Here is an 18,831-nt window from a genome sequence, read left to right as displayed (position 1 = left end):
GCCCGGTGTGACCGCCGGCCGGTGGACGGCGAGGGCGAGCGCCGCCCCGGCGCCGGCGGCCAGCAGAGACCGGCGGGTGACGCCGGTGGGGTGTGTGGTCATGGTGGGCTCCTTCCGCCGTCAGCGGAGCCGTCCGGCGCCCGCGCGGTGGGCGACCAGCCAGGGAACGGCCCGCGGGTGGTCGACCCGGGTCCGCAGGGTGGGTGTCCAGCCGGCGTCCCGGCGCAGGGTCTCCTCGGGCAGCTCCGCGTTGTGGACGGCCACCAGGTCCACCGGGCGGCCGTTGACGTAGTTGCGCTCTGCGGTGACGGGCGCGTCCTTCCACTTCTTCAGGATCCGGCCGGCGCCGACACCGCCGGGGAGCGAGAAGGAGTTGCGGTCGGCCACGAGCTGGGACTCCGCGCCGATGCCGAAGGTGTAGCCGTACGTGTCCCGGTCGACGACGTAGTGGTTGTTGTACGCGTCGACCTTGCCGAAGCGGACCCGCGGGGCGCGCTCGACGATGTCCGCGAACAGGTTGTGGTGCAGGGTGACCCGGAGCTTTCCGCGGTCGGTGGCACCGGCGCTGTCGCTGTTGCCGATCATCAGTGTCTTGTCGTGGTCGGCGAAGACGTTCCAGGAGGCGGTGACCAGGTCGGCGCCTCTGACGATGTCGAGCTCGCCGTCGTGCTGCTGGTACAACTGGCCGTAGTACCGGGGCAGCGAACTGTCCGGGTGGCGCCCGTCGGTGAAGGTGTTGTGGTCGATCCACACATGGGTGGAGCCGTACACCACGAGGCTGTCGTACTCGGAGTTCCACGCCCCGTTCGCGCCGTCGGTGGGGTCCCACTGAGGGAAGCAGTCCAGCGGGCTCTCCAGGGTGAGGTTGCGGACGATGACGTTGTCCACGCCCTTGACCTGGAGACTGGCGCCGATGATGCCCGCGTCACGGCCGACACCGACGATGGTGGTGTTCGCCGGCACGTACGCCTTGATCGCCTCGGCCTGGTTGTCGGCCGACCGCGCGCGCAGCTCCTCCTGCGGACCGCTGACCTCGGTGTCGCGGCCCCACACATCGGGGTGGTAGTCGGCGAGGTAGGTGTCGAAGTCGTAGCCCTCGGCCTCGAACGCCGCGCACCCGGCCGCGGTGGCGTCGAGGGTGCCCTTGACCTTGATGATCCGGGGAGCGTCGCTCTCGTCGGCGAGCGCCGCTCTGAACTCCTCCCAGGTGGTGACGGTGTGGACGTGCGCGCGGTCGGCGTCCGCGCCGCCCGTGGTGCCGGTGCCGAGCGATGCCCAGCCGTCCTGGGCGGGGAGGGTCTGGCGGGCCGGCTCCCGGTGGTGGTCCCGGTGCGGTGGGGCCTGTGGGGCCTGTGGGGCCTGTGCGGCGTGTGGAGCCTGTGCGGCCTGTGCGGTCGCGGTCACGGACAGGACCAGTGCGGGGCATCCCAGGACCGCAGTGACGGCGCGTCGCCGGTATCTCTTGGTAGGCATGGTGCGGCTCTCTTTCGTGTCAGCCGGCCGGTGGCCAGGCGATCCATGACTCGGGGACCTCGTCGTCGAGACGGCGTACGTCGCGCGGCGCGAGCACACCGGCCCGCAGCAGCTCTCCGGCGACCATCCGTGCGACCGCGATCGCGCCCGGCGGATTGAAGTGCGTGTTGTCCTGTTCGGTGGGTGTCCAGTTGAAGTACGCCTTGGTCCCCTCGGGGCCCAGCTCCTGCCAGCGGGCGATCGACAGCGCCTGGATGTCGAGGAGCGCGGTGCCGGTGTCGGTGGCGAGCGCCCGCATCGCCGCCGGGTAGTCGCCGTGGGTGGGGACCGCGCCGCCGTGCGTGTCGAACCTGCGCCGCTCGACGGAGGTGGCGAGCACCGCAACGGCGCCGCGCGCCCGTGCCCCCTCGACATAGCCGCGCAGCTGTTCCCGGTACGTCGACCACGGCTCGGTGTACCGCGCCGGGTCGGCGCTCTTCGCGTCGTTGTGACCGAACTGCACGAGCAGCACGTCGCCGGGGCGTATCCGCTCCAGGACCGCGTCCAGCCGTCCTTCGTCGGCGAAGCTCTTCGAACTGCGGCCGTTCACCGCGTGGTTGGCGACCCGCGCGGACCTGCCCAGGAAGAAGGGGAGCGCCATGCCCCACCCGGTCTCCGGCGCGGCGTCGGCGTACTTCTGCGCGGCGGTCGAGTCTCCCGCGATGAACAGCGTGCGGGTCCGGCGCCCCTGCGCCGCGACGGCCGGGGCGGCGGGGGCCGCGGCGATCGTGAGCGGTACGCCCGCGACGGCCGCGACCACCTGGCGACGGGTGGGCGTCACCGGTTCTGCTGCTTCCACTCGGCCTGCGCCTCGTTCAGCTGCTCGGCGAGCCTGTCGAGGAAGTCCTTCGCGGACATCTTGCCGAGCAGTACCTTCTGGAAGCCCGGTTCGTTGTCGGCCTTCGAGATGGTGTTCCAGTCGGGCAGGTAGTACGGCAGCTGCACGATCTTCGTCGTACCGCTGAACAGCGCCTCGGCCGCGAGCCTGGTGGGCTCCGCCTTCCGCACCCACGGGTCCTTCGCCGCTTCGGTGTGGGCGGGGATCGCGCCGGCCGACTCGTTCCACTTGCTGTTGGACTCGTGCGAGGCGGCGAACTCGATGAACTTCCAGGCCGCCGCCTTGTTGTTGCTGGACCTGAACAGGCCCAGCCCGTCGACCGGGTTGGAGACCTGCACCCGCGTGCCGTCCTCGGCCGTGGGCAGCGGGATGCCGCGGAACTTGTCGGTGCCCAGTGCCTTCACATGGTCCTTGTAGGAGCCCAGGTTGTGGGTGAGCATGCCGATCTCGCCGCTGTCCCACTGGGCGACCATCTTGGTGAAGTCGTTGTTCACGTCGGCGGCCGGGGTGTTCTTCTTGAAAAGGGCCGCGTACTTCTCCAGCGCCGCCACGTTCTTCGGGTCGTCGACGGTGGTGCGGTCGCCGTTCCAGAACGTGTCGATCCCGCTCTGGCCGTACATGGCGTCCAGCGCCTGGGCGATGGAGCCTGAACCGCCGCGGATCGTGTAGCCGAAGCGGTTCTTGTCCCTGTCGGTCAGCCGGTCGGCGGCCGTGAAGAACGTCGACCAGGTGGTCGGTGCCTCGAGGTTCGCCTTGTCGAAGAGGTCGGTGCGGTAGTACAGCACACCGTTGCTGGCGGACGTCGGCACCGTGAACATCTTGTTCTGGCCGCCCGCGGCCTTGACGCTCTCCACCATGCCGGCGTTCAGCCTGCCCTCGAGAGAACTGGCGGCGATGCGTTCGTCGAGGGGCTCCAGCGCGCCCTGTGCGGCGATCCCGGCCAGCATCGCAGCCCCCACGCCGCCGACGTCGGGCAGCCCGCCGCCCTGGATGGCGGTGTCGTACTTGGACTGGACCTCGGTCGAAGCGACCCCGACGTAGTCGACCTTGATCTTCGGGTGCTTCTTCTCGAAGTCGGCGATGATCTCCTTCCACACGTCGGTGCGGACACCGCCGTTGTTGTCCCAGAAGGTGATCTCGCCCGTGCCGGAGCCCTCGCCGCCCTTGTCGCCGGCGGCTCCGCCACCGCCGTCGCCGCAGGCGGTGGCGGTCAGCGCGAGGGCCGAGATGAGTGCGAGGACACCGGCGGCTCTGCCGTGTCCCCGGCGGAAGATGTTCATGGTCGGCTCATTTCTGCTGGTACGGACGTGCTGGATGTGCTGGATGTGCTGGATGGGTTCGGAGGGTTGGATGGGTTCGGTGCGTGTACGGGTGTGATGCGGAACCGTGTGAACGTCGCGGCGCCGGCCTGGCCCGCCGCCGCGGGCCCGTCGCCCGGTGCCACGGCGAACAGACCGAGGAGGGCGCCGACCCAGCGCCACGGAGTGGCGGTGAAGACCTGGCCCGACGGGACGAAACCGGCGTCCGGCGCGCCGGGCACCGCGGCCGAGAACCGGCACCGCGCCCCCGCCCCGACGGCGATCCGCAGCCGGGCCCGTCCCTGCGGCGCGGGCCGCCGGTGTGCGGCGTCCCGCTCCGCCTCCGCGGTGGCCTCGGCGAACCGGTGCACCAGATGCACCGCACCGCCGGCCACCCGTTCGAGGCCGATCCAGGAGAACGCGTCACCGAGCACCGCCAGCCCGGCCCGCGCCCCCGGCTCCCCGCCGTCCAGGCGCAGTTCGACCTCGACGACGGCCTCGTGGCCGGGGAGCCGCTGGGTGAGTACGTGCGGCAGCCGGCGCAGATCGTGCGCGTCGCCGCCCCGTACGCACATCAGCCGCAGACCGTCGCCCGAGTGCAGCGTCACCCAGCCGTCGCCCGGGTTGGCGGTCCACTGCCACTGGCGGCCGTGCCGCCCGCCGGGAAACGCGTCGTCGACAGCGGGCGCGCACCGGGGCTGCGGCGGCAGATCGGGCTTGGTGTGGCGGAGCACGGGCGAGCCGCCCTCGCCGAGCACGGGCCAGCCGTCGTCGTCCCACCGCATCGGCTGGAGATGGACGACCCGTCCGTACGCGCCGCGCTCCTGGAAGTGCAGGAACCAGTCCTCGCCGTGCCGGGTCCGCACCCAGCCGCCCTGATGCGGGCCGTTGACGGGTGTGGTGCCCTGTTCCAGCACGACCCGCTCCTCGTAGGGACCGAAGAAGTCCCGGGAGCGCAGGGCGCCCTGCCAGCCCGTCGCGACTCCTCCGGCGGGAGCGAGGATCCAGAACCACCCGTCGTGCCGGTACAGCTTCGGTCCTTCGAGGGTGAACCAGCCGGGCAGGGCGTCACCGTCCACCACGGTCCGGCCGCCGTCGAGCAGCGTGCTGCCGTCGGGGCGCATCCGGTGCCCGGTGAGCCGGTTCTTGACGCCGGAGCGGGATCCGGCCCAGGCGTGCACGAGATAGGCATCGCCGGTCTCCTCGTCCCACAGCGGGCACGGGTCGATCAGTCCCCTGCCCTCCTTCACCAGGTGCGGGCGGCTCCAGCCGTGCCTGATGTCCGGGGAGTTGACCTGCCAGACGCCGTGGTCGGGGTCGCCCCAGAAGATCCAGAAGCGGCCGTCATGGTGCCGGATCGAGGGCGCCCACACCCCGCCGTCGTGCCGGGGAGCGGCGAACGCGGCCGCCGGTTCCAGCCGCCGGAGCGCGTGCCCGACCAGACTCCAGTTGACCAGGTCGCGCGAGTGCAGCAGCGGCAGCCCCGGGGCCCGGCCGAAGCTGGACGCGGTGAGATAGAAGTCGTCGCCGACCGCGACGACGTCGGGGTCGGACCAGTCCGCGTTCAGCACCGGATTGCGGTACGTACCGTCGCCGAGGTCTCCGGTGATCACGCGGTCACCGCCTTGCGGATCAGCGCCGCCGCGCCCGCACGGTCCAGACGCCCGTCGGCGACGACGGTCACCACACGGCGCACGACCGTCTCACCGGGCCCGACCGGCAGCCGTCCGGTGTGTGCCAGCGACGAACCCACCCCCGGGTACTCGGCGGCCCGGACGAACCACGGGTCCTCCCGCGTGCGCCCCGTCGCCCCGGCGAACACCAGTGTCCAGCAGGAGCCGGCGAGGGCCACCCAGTCGGCGCGTCCGCCGTGCGCGGCGGCCTCCCCGTCGGCCCGGTCGGTGAACACGGCCGGAGGGGACGGCTCCTTGGGGGCCCGCCAGAAGAAGCCCCCGTACGCGGCGCCCGGCCGTCCGTTGGTGGCGGGGCTGCCGACGGACAGGGCCGCGCCTGCCGCGTTGGTCAGCGAGAAGGTGAGGTCCAGCGCCCATGCCGTGCCGGTCAGAGCCGTGACCGCGACCGTGCGGTGCTCCCGCAGCAGGACGCGTTTCCCCGCGGCCCAGGTCAGCTCCTCGACGAAGCCGTCGTTGTCGCACAGCTTGAAGCCCGTGTGCCGCTGCTCGCCGTGGTTGTCGAGCTCGGTCGGCCCCTGACCGCGTACGAACGTGCGCCCGCCCCAGAAGTTGTGCCCCGCCACGTCCGGCACCGCGACCGACACGCCCACATGATGCCGGTGGTCCGGGGGCCTCAGCTCGGTGACCGGCACGCCGTCCAGTGTGGTGAGGGGGTGGAGGTACGGACGCGGGGAGGAGCGGTGGTCCATGTCCGGAAGGAAGGTGTAGCGGCCGACGGGGCGTCCCGAGCAGCGGAGTGTGACCGTGTCCGTCATGGTGCGGCCACCTCCGCGGGACGCGCCCAGGAGGCGCCGAGCTCGGAGTAGAGGCGCAAGGACGTCGCGGCGGCGTCGACGAGGGCGTCGACGCCGGGGATTACCCGTCGCGGTCCATCGCCGTCCTGGGCGGTGTGCCACACCGACGGCGGCAGCGGCATCGGGTCGGGGGCCGTGCGGATGGCCTCCACCACACGCATGAAGGCGCCGCAGACCTCGGGCGGCGCGAGCAGGGCCGCGCCGTCCGTCAGATGCCGGACCAGGTTCTCCAGAAGGTCGGTCCTGCCGTGGACGTTCTCGTGCGGCCCGTGGCCGGTCCGTTGCAGCAGCACCTGGTCCTGCTTGTACCAGAACGTGATCCGGCCGCGGGTGCCGTGCACCATGACGTACGGCTCGGCCGCGGTCTGCGCGCACAGTGTCGCCGCCACGGTGACCGGCCCGCCGTGCGCGGTCGTCACCCGGACGCAGGACGTGTCGTCGGATTCGACGGCGTTGGCACGGAACAGTTCGGTCTCGACGTCCGCCACGTCCTCGGCGCGCGTAGTGCCCGCCAGCGCCAGCGCCGTCGACACCGCGTGGGCGAGCGGGTTGGTCAGCACTCCGTCGACCACGTCGACGCCGTCGAGCCGGCGGCGGCCCGCCCAGGGCGAGCGCCGGAAGTACGCCTCGTCGCGCACCCAGGCCCCTGCCGCCCCCACGCCGCGCACCTCGCCGATCGCGCCGTCGTCGAGGAGCGAACGGATCGCGGGCAGCGCGTGCGAGCCGAGCGCCTGGAACCCGATCTGGCAGGCCGCCCCCGCCGCCGCGACGCCGTCGGCCATGCGCCGGAACTCCGCGTACGAGGGGGCCGGCGGCTTCTCCAGCAGCAGGTGCGCACCGCGCCGGGCGGCCACCAGCGCCAGGTCCGTGTGCGTCTGGATCGGTGTGCAGACGACCGCGATCCGGGCGCCGGTGGAGGCGAGCAGCGCGTCCAGGTCCGGCGACTGCTCGATGCCGGGGAAGCCTTCGAGTTCCCGCGGGCCGAGCGGCCGGACGTCGCAGACCCCGGCCAGCCGCACCAGCCCCTGCCGTCGGAGCCTTCTGATGTTCGCCAGGTGGTGGCCGCCGTGGCCACGGGCGCCGACGAGCACCACGGGCACTGGTTCGCGTACGGTGCTCATCCCTTCACCGCCCCCGCGCTGAAGCCGGTGATGAGCCACTTCTGGATGAACGCGAACACGACCACCACGGGAACGGCGGCGATGACCCCGCCCGCCGCCAGTGCGCCGAGGTCGACGCTGTCGGCGCCCATCAGGGTGTTGAGACCGACCGGGATGGTCTGCTTGTCCTGGTTGTTGAGGAACATCAGGGCGAAGAGGAAGTGGTTCCAGGCGTGGACGAACGCGAAGGAGCCGACCGCTATCAGCCCCGGCCGCAGCAGCGGCAGCACGACGACACGGAACGCGCTGAAGCGGTTGCAGCCGTCCACCCAGGCAGCCTCCTCCAGGGAGTACGGCACGTTCTTGATGAACCCGCTGATCAGGATCATCGACAGCGGCAGCTGGAAGACGGTCTCCGCGATGATGACGCTGCCCAGCGAGTTGATCATCCGCAGACTCGCGAAGATCTCGAAGAGCGGCACCAGAAGGAGCGCTCCCGGCACGAACTGGGAGCACAGCAGGGCCAGCATGAAGGCCCTCTTGAGCCGGAAGTCGAAGCGGGCGAGCGCGTAGCCGCCGGCCAGTGCGACCACCGTGGTCATGAACAGGACGGCGATGCCGGTGAGAACGCTGTTCTGGAAGTAGGTGGCGAAGCTGCGTTCCGTCCACACCTTCTCGAAGTGGTCCGTGGTCATCGGCCACGGCACCAGGGAGGTGGACCCGGAAGGTCGGAGTGCGAAGAGCAGGATCCAGTAGAAGGGGACGAGCGTGAAGAGGAGATAGACGCCGAGCGGCAGATAGATCTGCCACCGCGGCACCTCGTCCCAGGCACGCCGGTGGCGACGCCGGGGAGCGGGCGGCGGGGCGGCAGCGGCCGCCGGGGGCGCGGGGGCGGGGGTGCGCGTGGCCGAAGTGGTGATCACTTGTCCTGGCCTCCGAACTTGCTCAGGCGCAGATAGACCATCGAGAAGAAGAGCAGGATCACGAACGCCACCGTCGTCAGTGCCGACGCGTATCCGAAGTCGTGGGCGTCGACGCTCGTGTTGGCGATGTAGAGCGGCAGCGTGGTCGTCTCGCCGGCCGGTCCGCCGCCGGTCAGGGTGTAGAGCAGGTCCACGTTGTTGAACTCCCACACCGCCCGCAGCAGGGTGGACAGGACGATCGCGTCCTTCAGATGAGGCAGCGTGATGTGCAGGAACTGCCGCACCCGGCTCGCCCCGTCCACCTCGGCCGCCTCGTACAGGTCCTTGGGCACGGACTGGAGGTCGGCGAGGATGAGGATCGCGAAGAAGGGCACGCCGCGCCAGAGATCGGCGACGACCACCGCGGGGAAGACGGTCGAGGTGTCGGAGAGCCACGAGGTGCCGTACTCGCCGATGCCGAAGTCCGCCAGGTAACGGGTCAGGCCGGTCTGGGAGTTGTAGAGCAGTACCCAGATCGCTGAGGTAAGGACCCCGGAGACGGCCCACGGCGAGAACACCAGCGCCCTGCCGAGGGCGCGGCCGGCGAAGGTCTGATTGATGATCAGGGCGAGCGCCAGACCGAACAGCAGCTGCAGGCCCACCTCGACGACGACCCACTTGAGGCTGAAGGTCAGGGTGTCCCAGAAAAGCGGGTCCTCCGTGAAGATCGTCGTGAAGTTCGAGAAACCGGCGAAGCCGTTGCGCCACGGCTTGGTCGGGTTGTACTCCTGCAGGCTGTAGTAGAAGACGCTCAGCACCGGGTACGCGATGAAACCGAGCAGCAGCAGCCCGGCGGGAGCGATCAGCAGATACGGCAGCCGGCGTGGGGCCGACCCCGTACGGCGGCCGGGCGCTCTGGGCCGCCGGGCCGGCGGCCCTGGCGATTTCTGCGCCACAGCTTGGGCCATGACTGCATCTCCGATCTGGTGGTAAGCGCTTTCTTCGACGCTGTGCGGATTGCGGGCGAAGGGTGTTGGGTCGGGAAAGGGCGGGGCTCAGCCCGCGTACGGGTCCGGGACATCGCCCGGCCTGGCCAGGAACGCGAAGTCGCATCCCGTGTCGGCCTGGGTGACCTGCTCGCTGTAGAGCACCCCGTAGCCGCGTTCGTAACGGGCCGGCGGCGGGGTCCACTGAGCCCTGCGCCGCTCCAGCTCCGCGTCGGACACCTCGAGACGGAGCGAACGCGCCTCGACGTCGAGCGTGATCAGATCCCCGGTGCGGACCAGGGCCAGCGGTCCGCCGACATACGACTCGGGGGCGACGTGCAGCACGCAGGTCCCGTAACTGGTGCCGCTCATCCGGGCGTCGGAGATCCGGACCATGTCCCGCACCCCCTGCTTCAGCAGGTGGTCCGGCAGCGGCAGCATCCCGTACTCCGGCATGCCGGGCCCGCCCTTCGGGCCCGCGTTCTGCAGGACCAGCACGTGGTTCGCGGTGATGCCGAGCGACGGGTCGTCGATCGTGCGCTGCATCGTCCGGTAGTCCGGGAAGACCACCGCGGGCTCGGTGTGCTTCAGGAGCGCCGGGTCTGCGGCGATGTGCTTGATGACGGCCCCGTCCGGGCAGAGGTTGCCCCGCAGGACGGCGACACCGCCCTCGGCCGCGACCGGGTTGTCACGGGTGCGGATCACGTCGTCGTCGTGCACCAGCGCGCCGTCGAGCTGCTCGCGCAGCGTGGCGTGGGCGACGGTCGGCCGGTCCAGGTGGAGCAGGTCGCGGATGCGGGACAGGAAGCCCGGCAGGCCGCCCGCGAAGTGGAAGTCCTCCATCAGGTAAGGGCCGCCGCCGGGACGGACGTTGGCGAGCACCGGTACCGTACGGGCGATCCGGTCGAAGTCGTCCAGGTCGAGGCGCACTCCCGCCCGCCCCGCCATGGCGATCAGATGGATGACGGCGTTGGTGGAGCCGCCGAGGCCGAGCACCGTGGTCACCGCGTCCTCGAACGCCTCGCGGGTGAGGATGTGCGACAGCCGCAGGTCCCGGCGCACCAGCTCCACGATCCGCAGCCCTGACGCCGCCGCCATGCGGTCGTGGCCGGAGTCGACCGCCGGGACCGACGACGCGCCGGGGACGGTCACCCCCAGCGCCTCCGCGGCGGCGGTCAGCGTGGCGGCGGTGCCCATGGTCATACAGGTACCGGGGGAGCGGGCGAGCCCGCCCTCCAGCTCGCTCATCTCGCAGTCGCCGATGAGCCCGGCGCGCTTGTCGTCCCAGTACTTCCACATGTCCGTGCCGGAGCCCAGCACCTCGCCCCGCCAGTGGCCGGGCAGCATCGGGCCCGCCGGCACGAAGACGGCCGGCAGGTCGGCACTGGTCGCGCCCATCAGCAGCGCCGGGGTCGTCTTGTCGCAGCCGCCCAGCAGCACCGCGCCGTCCACCGGATAGGAGCGCAGCAACTCCTCCGTCTCCATCGCCAGCATGTTGCGGTAGAGCATGGGGGTCGGCTTCTGGAACGTCTCCGACAGCGTGGAGACGGGGAACTCCAGCGGGAAGCCGCCCGCCTGCCACACACCGCGCTTGACGGCCTGCGCGCGGTCGCGCAGATGGGCGTGGCACGGGTTGATGTCGGACCAGGTGTTGAGGACCGCGATCACCGGCTTGCCCATGTGCTCCTCGGGCAGATAGCCGAGCTGGCGGGTACGGGCCCGGTGGGAGAACGAGCGCAGCCCGTCCGTCCCGTACCACTGGTGGCTGCGCAACTGCTCGGGCCGCACGGTCATACGGACCACCCGGCCACGAGGCCGGCGACCTCGTCCCGCCGCCCGCTCGCCAGTGTGCTGCTCGGCGGGCGGACGTCGCGGCGGCACAGACCGAGCGACGCCAGCGCCTCCTTGACCACCGTCACGTTGTCGGCGGAGCGCTGGGCGGCGCGCAGCTCCTCCAGTGGCCGGATCTGCTCCCAGATCTTCATGGCGGCCACGTGGTCGCCGGTGCGCAGCGCGGCGAGCATTCCGAGCGAGACGGAGGGCGACACGTTGACCAGCCCCGAGGTGAATCCGGTGGCTCCCGCGGAGAAGTACGAGGGCGCGTACAGCTCCGCGAGGCCGGCGATCCACACGAACCGCTCCATGCCCGCGTCGCGGGCGAAGGCGGCGAACCGCGCCGCGTCCGGGACCGCGTACTTCACACCGATGACATTGGGGCACAGCTCCCCGAGCGCCGCCATGCGCTCGCCGCGCAGGTGCGGGTTGCGGATGTACGGCACGACCCCGAGCTCGGGAACGGCCTCCGCGACGGCCCGGTGGTAGTCCACCCAGCCGTCCTGCGACACGTAGGGGTGCACCGGCTGATGCACCATCACCATCCGGGCGCCCGCGTCACGCGCGTGCCGTGCGCAGGCGACCGCCGTCGGCAGGTCCAGGCCCACACCGGCCAGGACGGTGGCCCGGCCGGCGGACTCCTCGACGGTCAGTTCGGTGACCGCGCGCCGCTCGTCGGGGCCGAGCGCGTAGTACTCGCCGGTGTTGCCGTTGGGCGTGAGCGTCCGCACACCGCCGTCGAGGAGCCGGCGCACCAGTGTCCGGTACGCGCCGGAGTCGACGGTGTCCTTCGCGGTGAAGGGCGTGACCGGGATGGCCACCACATCCGCGAGCGCCTCCCGCAGGGACGCGAAGCCGGGATCGCCGGTCATGCCTGGTCCTCCTCGTCCGTCATCGGGAACGCCCGCTGCACGAACGAGTCGATGTGCTCGTGCAGGGCGCGGGCCGCGGCATCGGCGTCGCCGGCCAGCGCGAGCCGCAGGATCTCGCGGTGCTCGTCCGCCTCCCGCTGCCACGACGGATCGGCGGCCCACGCCACCGTGGAGACCAGTGCCGCCTGGTCGCGGACCTCGTCGAGCATCCGCGCGAGCAGCGGGTTGCCGCAGGGCAGGTACAGCGCCCGGTGGAACTCCCGGTTCGCCAGCGACCTTTCGGCCTGGTCGGCTGCCCCGTCGGCCCGCACCAGCGCGGTCTGCGCCTCCTCCAGGGAGGCACGGCGGGTGATCGAGCGCCGCAGCGCCTCCGGCTCGAGCAGCAGCCGTACGTCGTACACCTCGCGCGCCATGTCGGCGTCGACCATGCGGACGGTGGCGCCCTTGTACTGGCTCATCACCACCAGCCCGGTGCCGGCCAGCGTCTTGAGAGCCTCCCGCACCGGGGTCTTCGACACCCCGAACTGCGTGGCGAGTTCGGTCTCGACCAGGGCCTGGCCGGGGCTGAGGCCGCCGGTGAGGATGCCGTGCTTGATCGCCTCCAGGACGTACTGGGTCCGGGAGGGGATCGGAGTGGGGGCGAAGGTCATCAGCACTCTCAGATCTCGCGTATCGCGTCTCATATATGACGTACGAAGTGCAACGCGCCGAACGTAGGGCCGCCATGACACCCCGTCAATGCTTTGCGCAGAAATTCCTCGCCGGAACGCCGAAGGGCCCGACCGCCGCGGGGTGGGTTCTGGTGGTCGGGCCCTTCGGCGCACTGCTCGGCGCGGTCAGACGATGTTCTCCGCGATCTCCGCCTGCTCGCGGGCGTTCCCGTATGCTGCCGGTGTGCTGTACGAACGGCGCGCCACGAACCACCACACGGTGGCCAGGAGCAGCACCGCCGCCAGCGCGATCGAGGCGTAGTTCATCGAGTCGACGGTCACCGGATGCGACTGCGGCAGACAGAACAGCACGGTCACGCACGCCACCCACACCACGGCGACCCAGCCGATCGGCCTGCTCCAGCGGCCGAGCGACCAGGGACCGGGCCGGAAGCGGTCGCCTGCGCGCAGCCGCAGATAGACCGGGATCGCGTACGCCGGGGTGATGCCGATGACGTTGATCGCGGTGACGGCCGCGTAGGCGGTCGCGGAGTACAGCGACGGCACGGCCAGCAGGCAGGCGAACGACACGGACAGCCACACCGCGGGGACGGGCGTCTGCGTGCGGCTGCTCACCCTGCGCCACAGCCGGGACCCGGGCAGGGCGTTGTCACGGCTGAAGGCGAACACCATCCGGCTGGCGGCGGCCACCTCCGCGTTGCCGCAGAAGAGCTGGGCGACGATCACCACGAGCAGCAGCGCCGCGGCGGCTCCCGTACCGAGGGCGTCGATCAGGATCTGGGCAGGGGGCACCCCGGTCTCGGTGTTCTGGGTCCCCGCGTAGTCCTGGATGGCGAAGGTCAGGCCGGCGAGCAGGGCGAACCCGGCGATCCAGGAGACCCAGATGGAGCGCACGATGCCCTTGGCGGCGGCGACGGACGCGTTGGAGGTCTCCTCGGACAGATGGGCGGAGGCGTCGTACCCGCTGAAGGTGTACTGGGCGAGCAGCAGACCGATGGCGGCGACATAGACCGGGTTGTCCCAGCCGGTGTCGTTGACGAACTCACCGAAGACGAACGCGGGGGACCGGTGGTCGGACGGCACGATCGCCAGGGCGCCCACGATCAGCGCCACACCGCCGAGGTGCCACCAGACACTGACGGAGTTGAGCAGGCTGACGAGCCGTACGCCGAACAGGTTGAGGGTGGCGTGCAGCAGCAGGATGCAGATGAAGATGATCATCGTGGAGCCGGGGGTGGGCTCGAATCCCCACTGCAGGTTCAGGAACGCGCCGGTGAACAGGGCGCAGCCGTAGTCGATCCCGGCGATCGCGCCCAGCAGGCCGAGCAGGTTGAGCCAGCCGGTGTACCAGCCCCACTTGCGGCCTCCGAGCCGGTCGGCCATGTAGTACAGGGCGCCGGAGGTCGGATAGGCGCTCGTCACCTCTGCCAGGGCCATGCCGACGCAGAGGACGAAGAGGCCGACACCCGCCCAGCCCCACAGCATCACCGCCGGGCCGCCGGCACCGAGGCCGAATCCGTACAGCGTCATGCAACCGGACAGGATCGAGATCACCGAGAAGCTGATCGCGAAGTTGCCGAAGCCGCCCATCCGCCGGGCGAGAACGGGCTGGTAGCCGAGTTCCCGCAGCCGTTCCTCCTCGTCCCGGGGCGGATCCTGGCCGGGATCCGACCACTTCGGCGGGGATATGGACATCGGGGTACCTCCGGGGACGGGCGATGTGCCGAGCGGGACAGGGGAGAGCGACAGCGGGGAGCGGGAAGGTCTCCAGGGGCGGGGGCTCAGGTGTGTGTGCCCGGGGGCGGGCCCGGACGGGTGTCGCGCGCCGCCGCCAGACAGCGGGTGCGTGCACGCACGAAGACCTCCTCCGCGAGCCCCGCGTCACCGGGATCAGTCGTGCGGCAGGTCCACGGCAGCGTCGTCCAGAACGGGCCGAGCGCCTCGAACACCCGCGCCGCCTCGGCGAATTGCTGCGAGCCCCACAGCGCGTGCGCCAAGTGGCTCAGATCGAGCAGCGTGCATGTCTCCGGCCGCACCGCGTCGAACCAGTCCCGCAGCGCCAGCCGGGCGTCACGGGCCGCGTCGTCCGTGACCCAGTGCAGGTCCAGCGCCTTCTCATGGCCCTTCTCCCGCCGGTAGCGCTCGACCCTCACATACAGGGGCAGGGCCTTGACCGACGACCCGGCGGGTGCGGCGGAGGACGCCCACTGGACGAAGTTCACCGCCTCCGACAGATGGACACCGGACTGCCGCGCGTACAGGAACTGCAGCATCCGGTGGTACGCCTCGCGATTGTGCGGGTCGCGCTTGTCCGCCTGGGCCAGCAGGCCCCACGGCCCGGGAAAGAGCATCGGGCCGGGCGGCGCCATCCGGTGCTCCTCCAGCCGCTGCCCCTTGTCGAGCCGGGCCAGTGCCAGCAGGCACACCCACGGCACGGGGTCCTCGGGTGACCGGTGTGCGGCCAGCCGGCATGCCTCCCATGCCTCGTGCCACAGCTCCCGGGTACGCCGGTGCTCGTCCCGGTGGGCGCGTAACGCCCGCTCGACGACGACCCGGCAGTGCATCACGACCGCGGCGGAACTGCCGGGTTCCTCGGTCCGCCACGCCTGCACCGTGTCGGAGCCGGCCGCGACCGCGGCCAGCACCTGGGTGCGCCGGGTCCACAGGTCCCAGTCGGCCGTCGTCTCGAGGAGGTCGCGCATCGACCGCCAGCGGCCGGTGCGCAAGTCCTGGAGCGCGGTGCGCAGTTCCTTGTCCTGGCCGGCCGGATGGTAGACCGGGCGGAAGACGTCCGGGGCCATCAGCGACGGATCCGTCCGGGCCGAGCCGGGCACCGTGACCTCAGGGCGCGGCCGGGCCGCGCCCGGCGGCGTAACGCCGGAAGGAGGTCTGTCACCACGGCCGCCGGGCCCCCGATACCGTCGTGGGGCGGTCGGCCGCGTGCGATGCCGCAAGGGGCAGCTCTGAACGTGCACTGGTCGTCATGGGGCCTCATGGAGCAGTGGGGCGCAAGGCTACGTCGACGGCGGTGGTCGGCCGGCGTCGGTAGAGATCCGGGCAGCGCGGGGAGCTGCGCCGGCCCCCGTTCCGCTTCCGTGCGCGGCCGATCTTACTCAAGCGGCGGCGCGCGGCAAGGAAGTTCGGGACCACGCTGTCAGGTGGACGCCCCTGCCGGCCCTTGACGGCGCTGCCCGGCTGCCCCAGGCTTTCGTCAGCGATCAAGGCTTCTTCCGCGTTCCATCAGGTTCCATCCATTCCATCCACCGGAGAGCGGGGTGACCGATGACGGGCCCGGTACTTGCCGTCGACCAGGGCACGTCCGGCACCAAGGCACTCGTGGTCTGTCCCGTACGTGGAGTCATCGGCACCGGCTTCGCGCCCGTGTCGCCCCGCCACGGCCCCGGCGGGCGCGTCGAGGTGGACCCGGTGGAGCTGCTCACCTCCGTCGTCGACGCGGGGCGCCGGGCGCTGGCCGACGCCGGTGAGCCGGTCGAGGCCGTCGGCCTGGCCAACCAGGGCGAGACGGTCCTCGCCTGGGACCCGTCCACCGGTGAGCCGCTCACCGGCGCCATCGTCTGGCAGGACCGGCGCGCCGAGCCGCTGTGCGGCGAACTGGCGGAGTACGCCGAGGAGTTACGGCAGCTCACCGGGCTGCCCCTGGACCCGTACTTCGCGGCGCCGAAGATGGCCTGGATCCGCCGCGAACTCACCCACGAAGGGGTCGTCACCACCAGCGACTCATGGCTCGTGCACCGGCTCACCGGCGCGTTCGTCACCGACGCGGCCACCGCCGGACGCACCCAGCTCCTCGACCTCGACCGCGTCGCCTGGTCGCAGCGGGCACTCGAGATCTTCGGCCTGACCGGCGAACGGCTGCCGGAGGTCGTCGACGCGGCCGGACCCGTCGGCGTCACCACCGCCTTCGGCACCGGGATTCCGCTCACCGGCCTCCTCGTCGACCAGCAGGCCGCACTCCTCGCGCAGAGCGTCACCGAACCCGGATCCGCCAAGTGCACCTACGGAACCGGCGCGTTCCTGCTCGCCCAGACCGGTCACCGGCCCCGCCGTTCCACCACCGGCCTCGTCGGCTGCGTCGCGTGGCGGCTCGGCGGTTCGACCAGCTACTGCCTGGACGGGCAGGTCTACACTGCCGCCTCCGCCGTGCGATGGCTCACCGACCTGGGGGTCGTCTCCGGCGCCGCGGACCTCGACAGCGTCGGCAGTGCGGTGCCCGACAGTGGTGGCGTCACCTTCGTACCGGCGCTCGCCGGGCTCGCGGCACCCTGGTGGCGCGGCGACGTCCGCGGCTGCGTCACCGGGCTCGGCCTGGACACCGGCCCCGGCCACCTCGTCCGCGCGCTCTGCGAGGGCCTGGCCGCGCAGGTCGCCTCCCTCACCGACGCCGCCGCCACCGACCTGGGCACCCCGCTGACGGCGTTGCGCGTCGACGGCGGCCTCACCCGCTCCGCGCTGCTCATGCAGACGCAGGCCGACCTCCTCCAACTCCCCGTCGAGGTCTCCGCGCTGCCCGACGCGACCGCCCTCGGCGCCGCGGCCGTCGCACGGCTCGGCATCGACGCGGACCTCACCCCCGAGCAGGCCGTCCCCGCCTGGCGGCCCTCCGCCGTCTACGAACCCCGCATCAGCGCCGACCGGGCCGCCGAACGGCTCGGAGCCTTCCGCGCCGAGGTCGCGGCGCTGCTGGAGCGCACACCGGCGCCCGCCGCCGGACCCGGAGCGCCATGACCGTCACCACCGGCGGCGCACTGCCCGACCACCTGTACGACGTCACCGTCGTGGGGGCCGGGGTCGTCGGCACCGCCATCGCCCGCGAGCTGGCCCGCCACCGACTGCGTATCGCACTCGTCGACGCGGCCGACGACGTCGGGGCCGGCACCTCCAAGGCCAACACGGCCATCCTGCACACCGGTTTCGACGCCGTGCCCGGCTCCCTGGAGTCCCGGCTCGTACGCGAGGGCCGGCGCCGCCTCGCCGCCTACGCCGAAGAGAGCGGCATCCCCCTCGAACCGGTCGGTGCCCTGCTCGTCGCCCGGGACGGCGGGCAGCTCGCCGCGCTCCCGGACCTCGCCGCCAAGGCCGCCCGCAACGGCCACCACGGCACCCGCCTCCTGGACGCCGCCGAACTCACCCTGCGCGAACCGCACCTGGGCCCCGGCGCGCTCGGCGCACTCGAGATCCCCGACGAGTGGATCATCTGCCCGTGGACCACGACCCTCGCCTACGCCACCCAGGCCGTCCTCGCGGGCGTCGCCCTGCACCTGGGCTGCCGGGTGGAGTCCGTGACGAGCGGCGGCCACCACGAACTCGCCACCTCACGCGGCCCGCTGCGCACCCGCTACCTCGTCAACGCGGCCGGCCTGCACGCCGACGAGCTGGACCGGCACCTGGGCCACGACGACTTCACCGTCCGCCCCAGGCGCGGCCAGCTGATCGTCTACGACAAGCTCGCCCGCCCCCTCGTCCGCCACATCCTGCTCCCCGTCCCGACCGAACTGGGCAAGGGCGTCCTCGTCGCACCGACCGTGTACGGCAACGTCATCCTCGGGCCGACCGCGGAGGACGTCGACGACAAACGCGCCACCGGGTCGACAGCCGAGGGCCTGCGGGCGCTGCGCGACCAGGGCCGGCGGATCCTGCCCGCACTCGTCGACGAGGAGGTCACCGCCGTCTACGCCGGCCTGCGCGCCGCCACCGGGCAGGACGACTACCGCATCCGGGCCCACGCCCGGCAGCGGTACGTCACCGTCGGAGGCATCCGCTCCACCGGTCTGACGGCCTCCATGGCCATCGCCACCCACGTCACCGGCCTGCTCGCCGATGCCGGACTGGCCCTGGGCGCCGCCCGCGAGCTGGAGCCGGTCCGCATGCCCGGCATCGGGGACGCGGCCCGACGGCCCTACCAGCGGGCCGACCTCATCGCCGCCGACCCCGCCTACGGCACCATCGTCTGCCACTGCGAACGCGTCACCCGCGGCGAGATCCGCGACGCGCTGCACAGCACCGTCCCGCCCCGGTCGCTGGACGGACTGCGCCGCCGCACCCGCGCCCGCGGCGGCCGCTGCCAGGGCTTCTACTGCGGACCCGCGGTCCGCGCACTGTTCGAGGAGGGCCGGGGATGAGCCGCAGGGAACGCACCGTGGACGTCCTCGTCGTCGGCGCAGGACCCGCCGGACTCGCCGCGGCCGCCCACCTGGCCGCCGCCGGCCGCGTCGAGGCCCTGGAACGCGAACAACGGCCCGGCGGCACACCTCGCCACAGTCACCACCGCGCCTTCGGGCCACGCCACCGGCCCGTCGGCGGCCCCCGGTAC

Annotated in this window: 16 protein-coding genes; 3 read left to right on the top strand and 13 right to left on the bottom strand. The window is 72.0% G+C overall.

Features of this window, described 5'->3' with window-relative positions; genetic code table 11:
* Positions 1-120 precede the first annotated feature (120 nt).
* The 13 genes from AB0903_RS32640 to AB0903_RS32580 all read right to left on the bottom strand — a co-directional run bounded on the left by AB0903_RS32640 (position 121) and on the right by AB0903_RS32580 (position 15,301).
* Positions 121-1,473 (bottom strand): pectate lyase, encoded by a 1,353-nt coding sequence (locus AB0903_RS32640; RefSeq protein WP_366708368.1) that lies wholly within the window; start codon positions 1,471-1,473, stop codon positions 121-123.
* A gap of 19 nt (positions 1,474-1,492) precedes the next feature.
* A complete protein-coding gene (locus AB0903_RS32635) occupies positions 1,493-2,293 on the bottom strand; it encodes a rhamnogalacturonan acetylesterase (protein WP_366708367.1) in 801 nt (266 codons plus the stop codon).
* Entirely contained in the window at positions 2,290-3,630 is a 1,341-nt protein-coding gene (locus tag AB0903_RS32630) for a sugar ABC transporter substrate-binding protein (RefSeq protein ID WP_366708366.1), read from the bottom strand. The genes AB0903_RS32635 and AB0903_RS32630 overlap by 4 nt, the downstream gene beginning before the upstream one ends.
* Positions 3,627-5,261, bottom strand: coding sequence for a family 43 glycosylhydrolase (locus tag AB0903_RS32625; RefSeq protein WP_366708365.1), 1,635 nt, complete (start codon positions 5,259-5,261; stop codon positions 3,627-3,629). The genes AB0903_RS32630 and AB0903_RS32625 overlap by 4 nt, the downstream gene beginning before the upstream one ends.
* Entirely contained in the window at positions 5,258-6,097 is an 840-nt protein-coding gene (locus tag AB0903_RS32620; protein ID WP_366708364.1) for a PmoA family protein, read from the bottom strand. The genes AB0903_RS32625 and AB0903_RS32620 overlap by 4 nt, the downstream gene beginning before the upstream one ends.
* Positions 6,094-7,257: a Gfo/Idh/MocA family oxidoreductase gene (locus AB0903_RS32615; RefSeq protein ID WP_366708363.1), complete on the bottom strand. Its 1,164-nt coding sequence runs from the start codon at positions 7,255-7,257 to the stop codon at positions 6,094-6,096. The genes AB0903_RS32620 and AB0903_RS32615 overlap by 4 nt, the downstream gene beginning before the upstream one ends.
* Positions 7,254-8,156, bottom strand: coding sequence for a carbohydrate ABC transporter permease (locus AB0903_RS32610; protein WP_366708369.1), 903 nt, complete (start codon positions 8,154-8,156; stop codon positions 7,254-7,256). The genes AB0903_RS32615 and AB0903_RS32610 overlap by 4 nt, the downstream gene beginning before the upstream one ends.
* Entirely contained in the window at positions 8,156-9,106 is a 951-nt protein-coding gene (locus tag AB0903_RS32605; RefSeq protein WP_366708362.1) for a sugar ABC transporter permease, read from the bottom strand. Before AB0903_RS32605 ends, AB0903_RS32610 begins: the two co-directional genes overlap by 1 nt.
* Before the next feature lie 87 nt (positions 9,107-9,193).
* A complete protein-coding gene (gene araD / locus AB0903_RS32600; protein WP_366708361.1) occupies positions 9,194-10,918 on the bottom strand; it encodes an L-arabinonate dehydratase in 1,725 nt (574 codons plus the stop codon).
* Positions 10,915-11,829: a dihydrodipicolinate synthase family protein gene (locus tag AB0903_RS32595; RefSeq protein WP_366708360.1), complete on the bottom strand. Its 915-nt coding sequence runs from the start codon at positions 11,827-11,829 to the stop codon at positions 10,915-10,917. Before AB0903_RS32595 ends, araD begins: the two co-directional genes overlap by 4 nt.
* Positions 11,826-12,479 carry a GntR family transcriptional regulator gene (locus AB0903_RS32590; RefSeq protein ID WP_366708359.1) on the bottom strand — a complete coding sequence of 218 codons (654 nt, stop codon included), beginning with the start codon at positions 12,477-12,479 and terminating at the stop codon, positions 11,826-11,828. The genes AB0903_RS32595 and AB0903_RS32590 overlap by 4 nt, the downstream gene beginning before the upstream one ends.
* Positions 12,480-12,665: 186 nt before the next feature.
* Entirely contained in the window at positions 12,666-14,195 is a 1,530-nt protein-coding gene (locus tag AB0903_RS32585; RefSeq protein ID WP_366708358.1) for an amino acid permease, read from the bottom strand.
* Positions 14,196-14,281: 86 nt separating this feature from the next.
* Positions 14,282-15,301 carry a hypothetical protein gene (locus tag AB0903_RS32580; protein WP_366708357.1) on the bottom strand — a complete coding sequence of 340 codons (1,020 nt, stop codon included), beginning with the start codon at positions 15,299-15,301 and terminating at the stop codon, positions 14,282-14,284.
* Positions 15,302-15,782: 481 nt separating this feature from the next.
* On the opposite strand from AB0903_RS32580, the gene AB0903_RS32575 reads away from it, so the two are divergent.
* The 3 genes from AB0903_RS32575 to AB0903_RS32565 all read left to right on the top strand — a co-directional run.
* Positions 15,783-17,246, top strand: a complete 1,464-nt coding sequence (locus AB0903_RS32575) for an FGGY family carbohydrate kinase (RefSeq protein ID WP_366708356.1) — start codon at positions 15,783-15,785, stop codon at positions 17,244-17,246.
* The gene (locus AB0903_RS32570) at positions 17,243-18,640 is read left to right on the top strand and encodes an FAD-dependent oxidoreductase (protein WP_366708355.1); all 1,398 of its coding nucleotides are present in this window, start codon (positions 17,243-17,245) and stop codon (positions 18,638-18,640) included. The genes AB0903_RS32575 and AB0903_RS32570 overlap by 4 nt, the downstream gene beginning before the upstream one ends.
* Positions 18,637-18,831, top strand: a 195-nt coding sequence (locus AB0903_RS32565) for an FAD-dependent oxidoreductase (RefSeq protein WP_366708354.1), incomplete at its 3' end; no start/stop codon positions are given. The genes AB0903_RS32570 and AB0903_RS32565, both read left to right, overlap by 4 nt.

Source organism: Streptomyces sp. NPDC048389 (genome assembly GCF_040706335.1).
Lineage (GTDB): Bacteria > Actinomycetota > Actinomycetes > Streptomycetales > Streptomycetaceae > Streptomyces.
Note: the sequence above shows the minus strand (reverse complement) of the source record. Positions and strands in the feature narration are given on the sequence as shown.

What these genes read in the sequence shown, in the direction of transcription:
- AB0903_RS32615 (WP_366708363.1), bottom strand. Translation starts at nt 7,257, where the DNA reads ATGAGCACCGTACGCGAACCAGTGCCCGTGGTGCTCGTCGGCGCCCGT.
- AB0903_RS32585 (WP_366708358.1), bottom strand. Translation starts at nt 14,195, where the DNA reads ATGTCCATATCCCCGCCGAAGTGGTCGGATCCCGGCCAGGATCCGCCC.
- AB0903_RS32570 (WP_366708355.1), top strand. Translation starts at nt 17,243, where the DNA reads ATGACCGTCACCACCGGCGGCGCACTGCCCGACCACCTGTACGACGTC.
- AB0903_RS32605 (WP_366708362.1), bottom strand. Translation starts at nt 9,106, where the DNA reads ATGGCCCAAGCTGTGGCGCAGAAATCGCCAGGGCCGCCGGCCCGGCGG.
- AB0903_RS32575 (WP_366708356.1), top strand. Translation starts at nt 15,783, where the DNA reads ATGACGGGCCCGGTACTTGCCGTCGACCAGGGCACGTCCGGCACCAAG.
- AB0903_RS32595 (WP_366708360.1), bottom strand. Translation starts at nt 11,829, where the DNA reads ATGACCGGCGATCCCGGCTTCGCGTCCCTGCGGGAGGCGCTCGCGGAT.
- AB0903_RS32620 (WP_366708364.1), bottom strand. Translation starts at nt 6,097, where the DNA reads ATGACGGACACGGTCACACTCCGCTGCTCGGGACGCCCCGTCGGCCGC.
- AB0903_RS32580 (WP_366708357.1), bottom strand. Translation starts at nt 15,301, where the DNA reads ATGGCCCCGGACGTCTTCCGCCCGGTCTACCATCCGGCCGGCCAGGAC.
- araD (WP_366708361.1), bottom strand. Translation starts at nt 10,918, where the DNA reads ATGACCGTGCGGCCCGAGCAGTTGCGCAGCCACCAGTGGTACGGGACG.
- AB0903_RS32590 (WP_366708359.1), bottom strand. Translation starts at nt 12,479, where the DNA reads ATGACCTTCGCCCCCACTCCGATCCCCTCCCGGACCCAGTACGTCCTG.
- AB0903_RS32630 (WP_366708366.1), bottom strand. Translation starts at nt 3,630, where the DNA reads ATGAACATCTTCCGCCGGGGACACGGCAGAGCCGCCGGTGTCCTCGCA.
- AB0903_RS32640 (WP_366708368.1), bottom strand. Translation starts at nt 1,473, where the DNA reads ATGCCTACCAAGAGATACCGGCGACGCGCCGTCACTGCGGTCCTGGGA.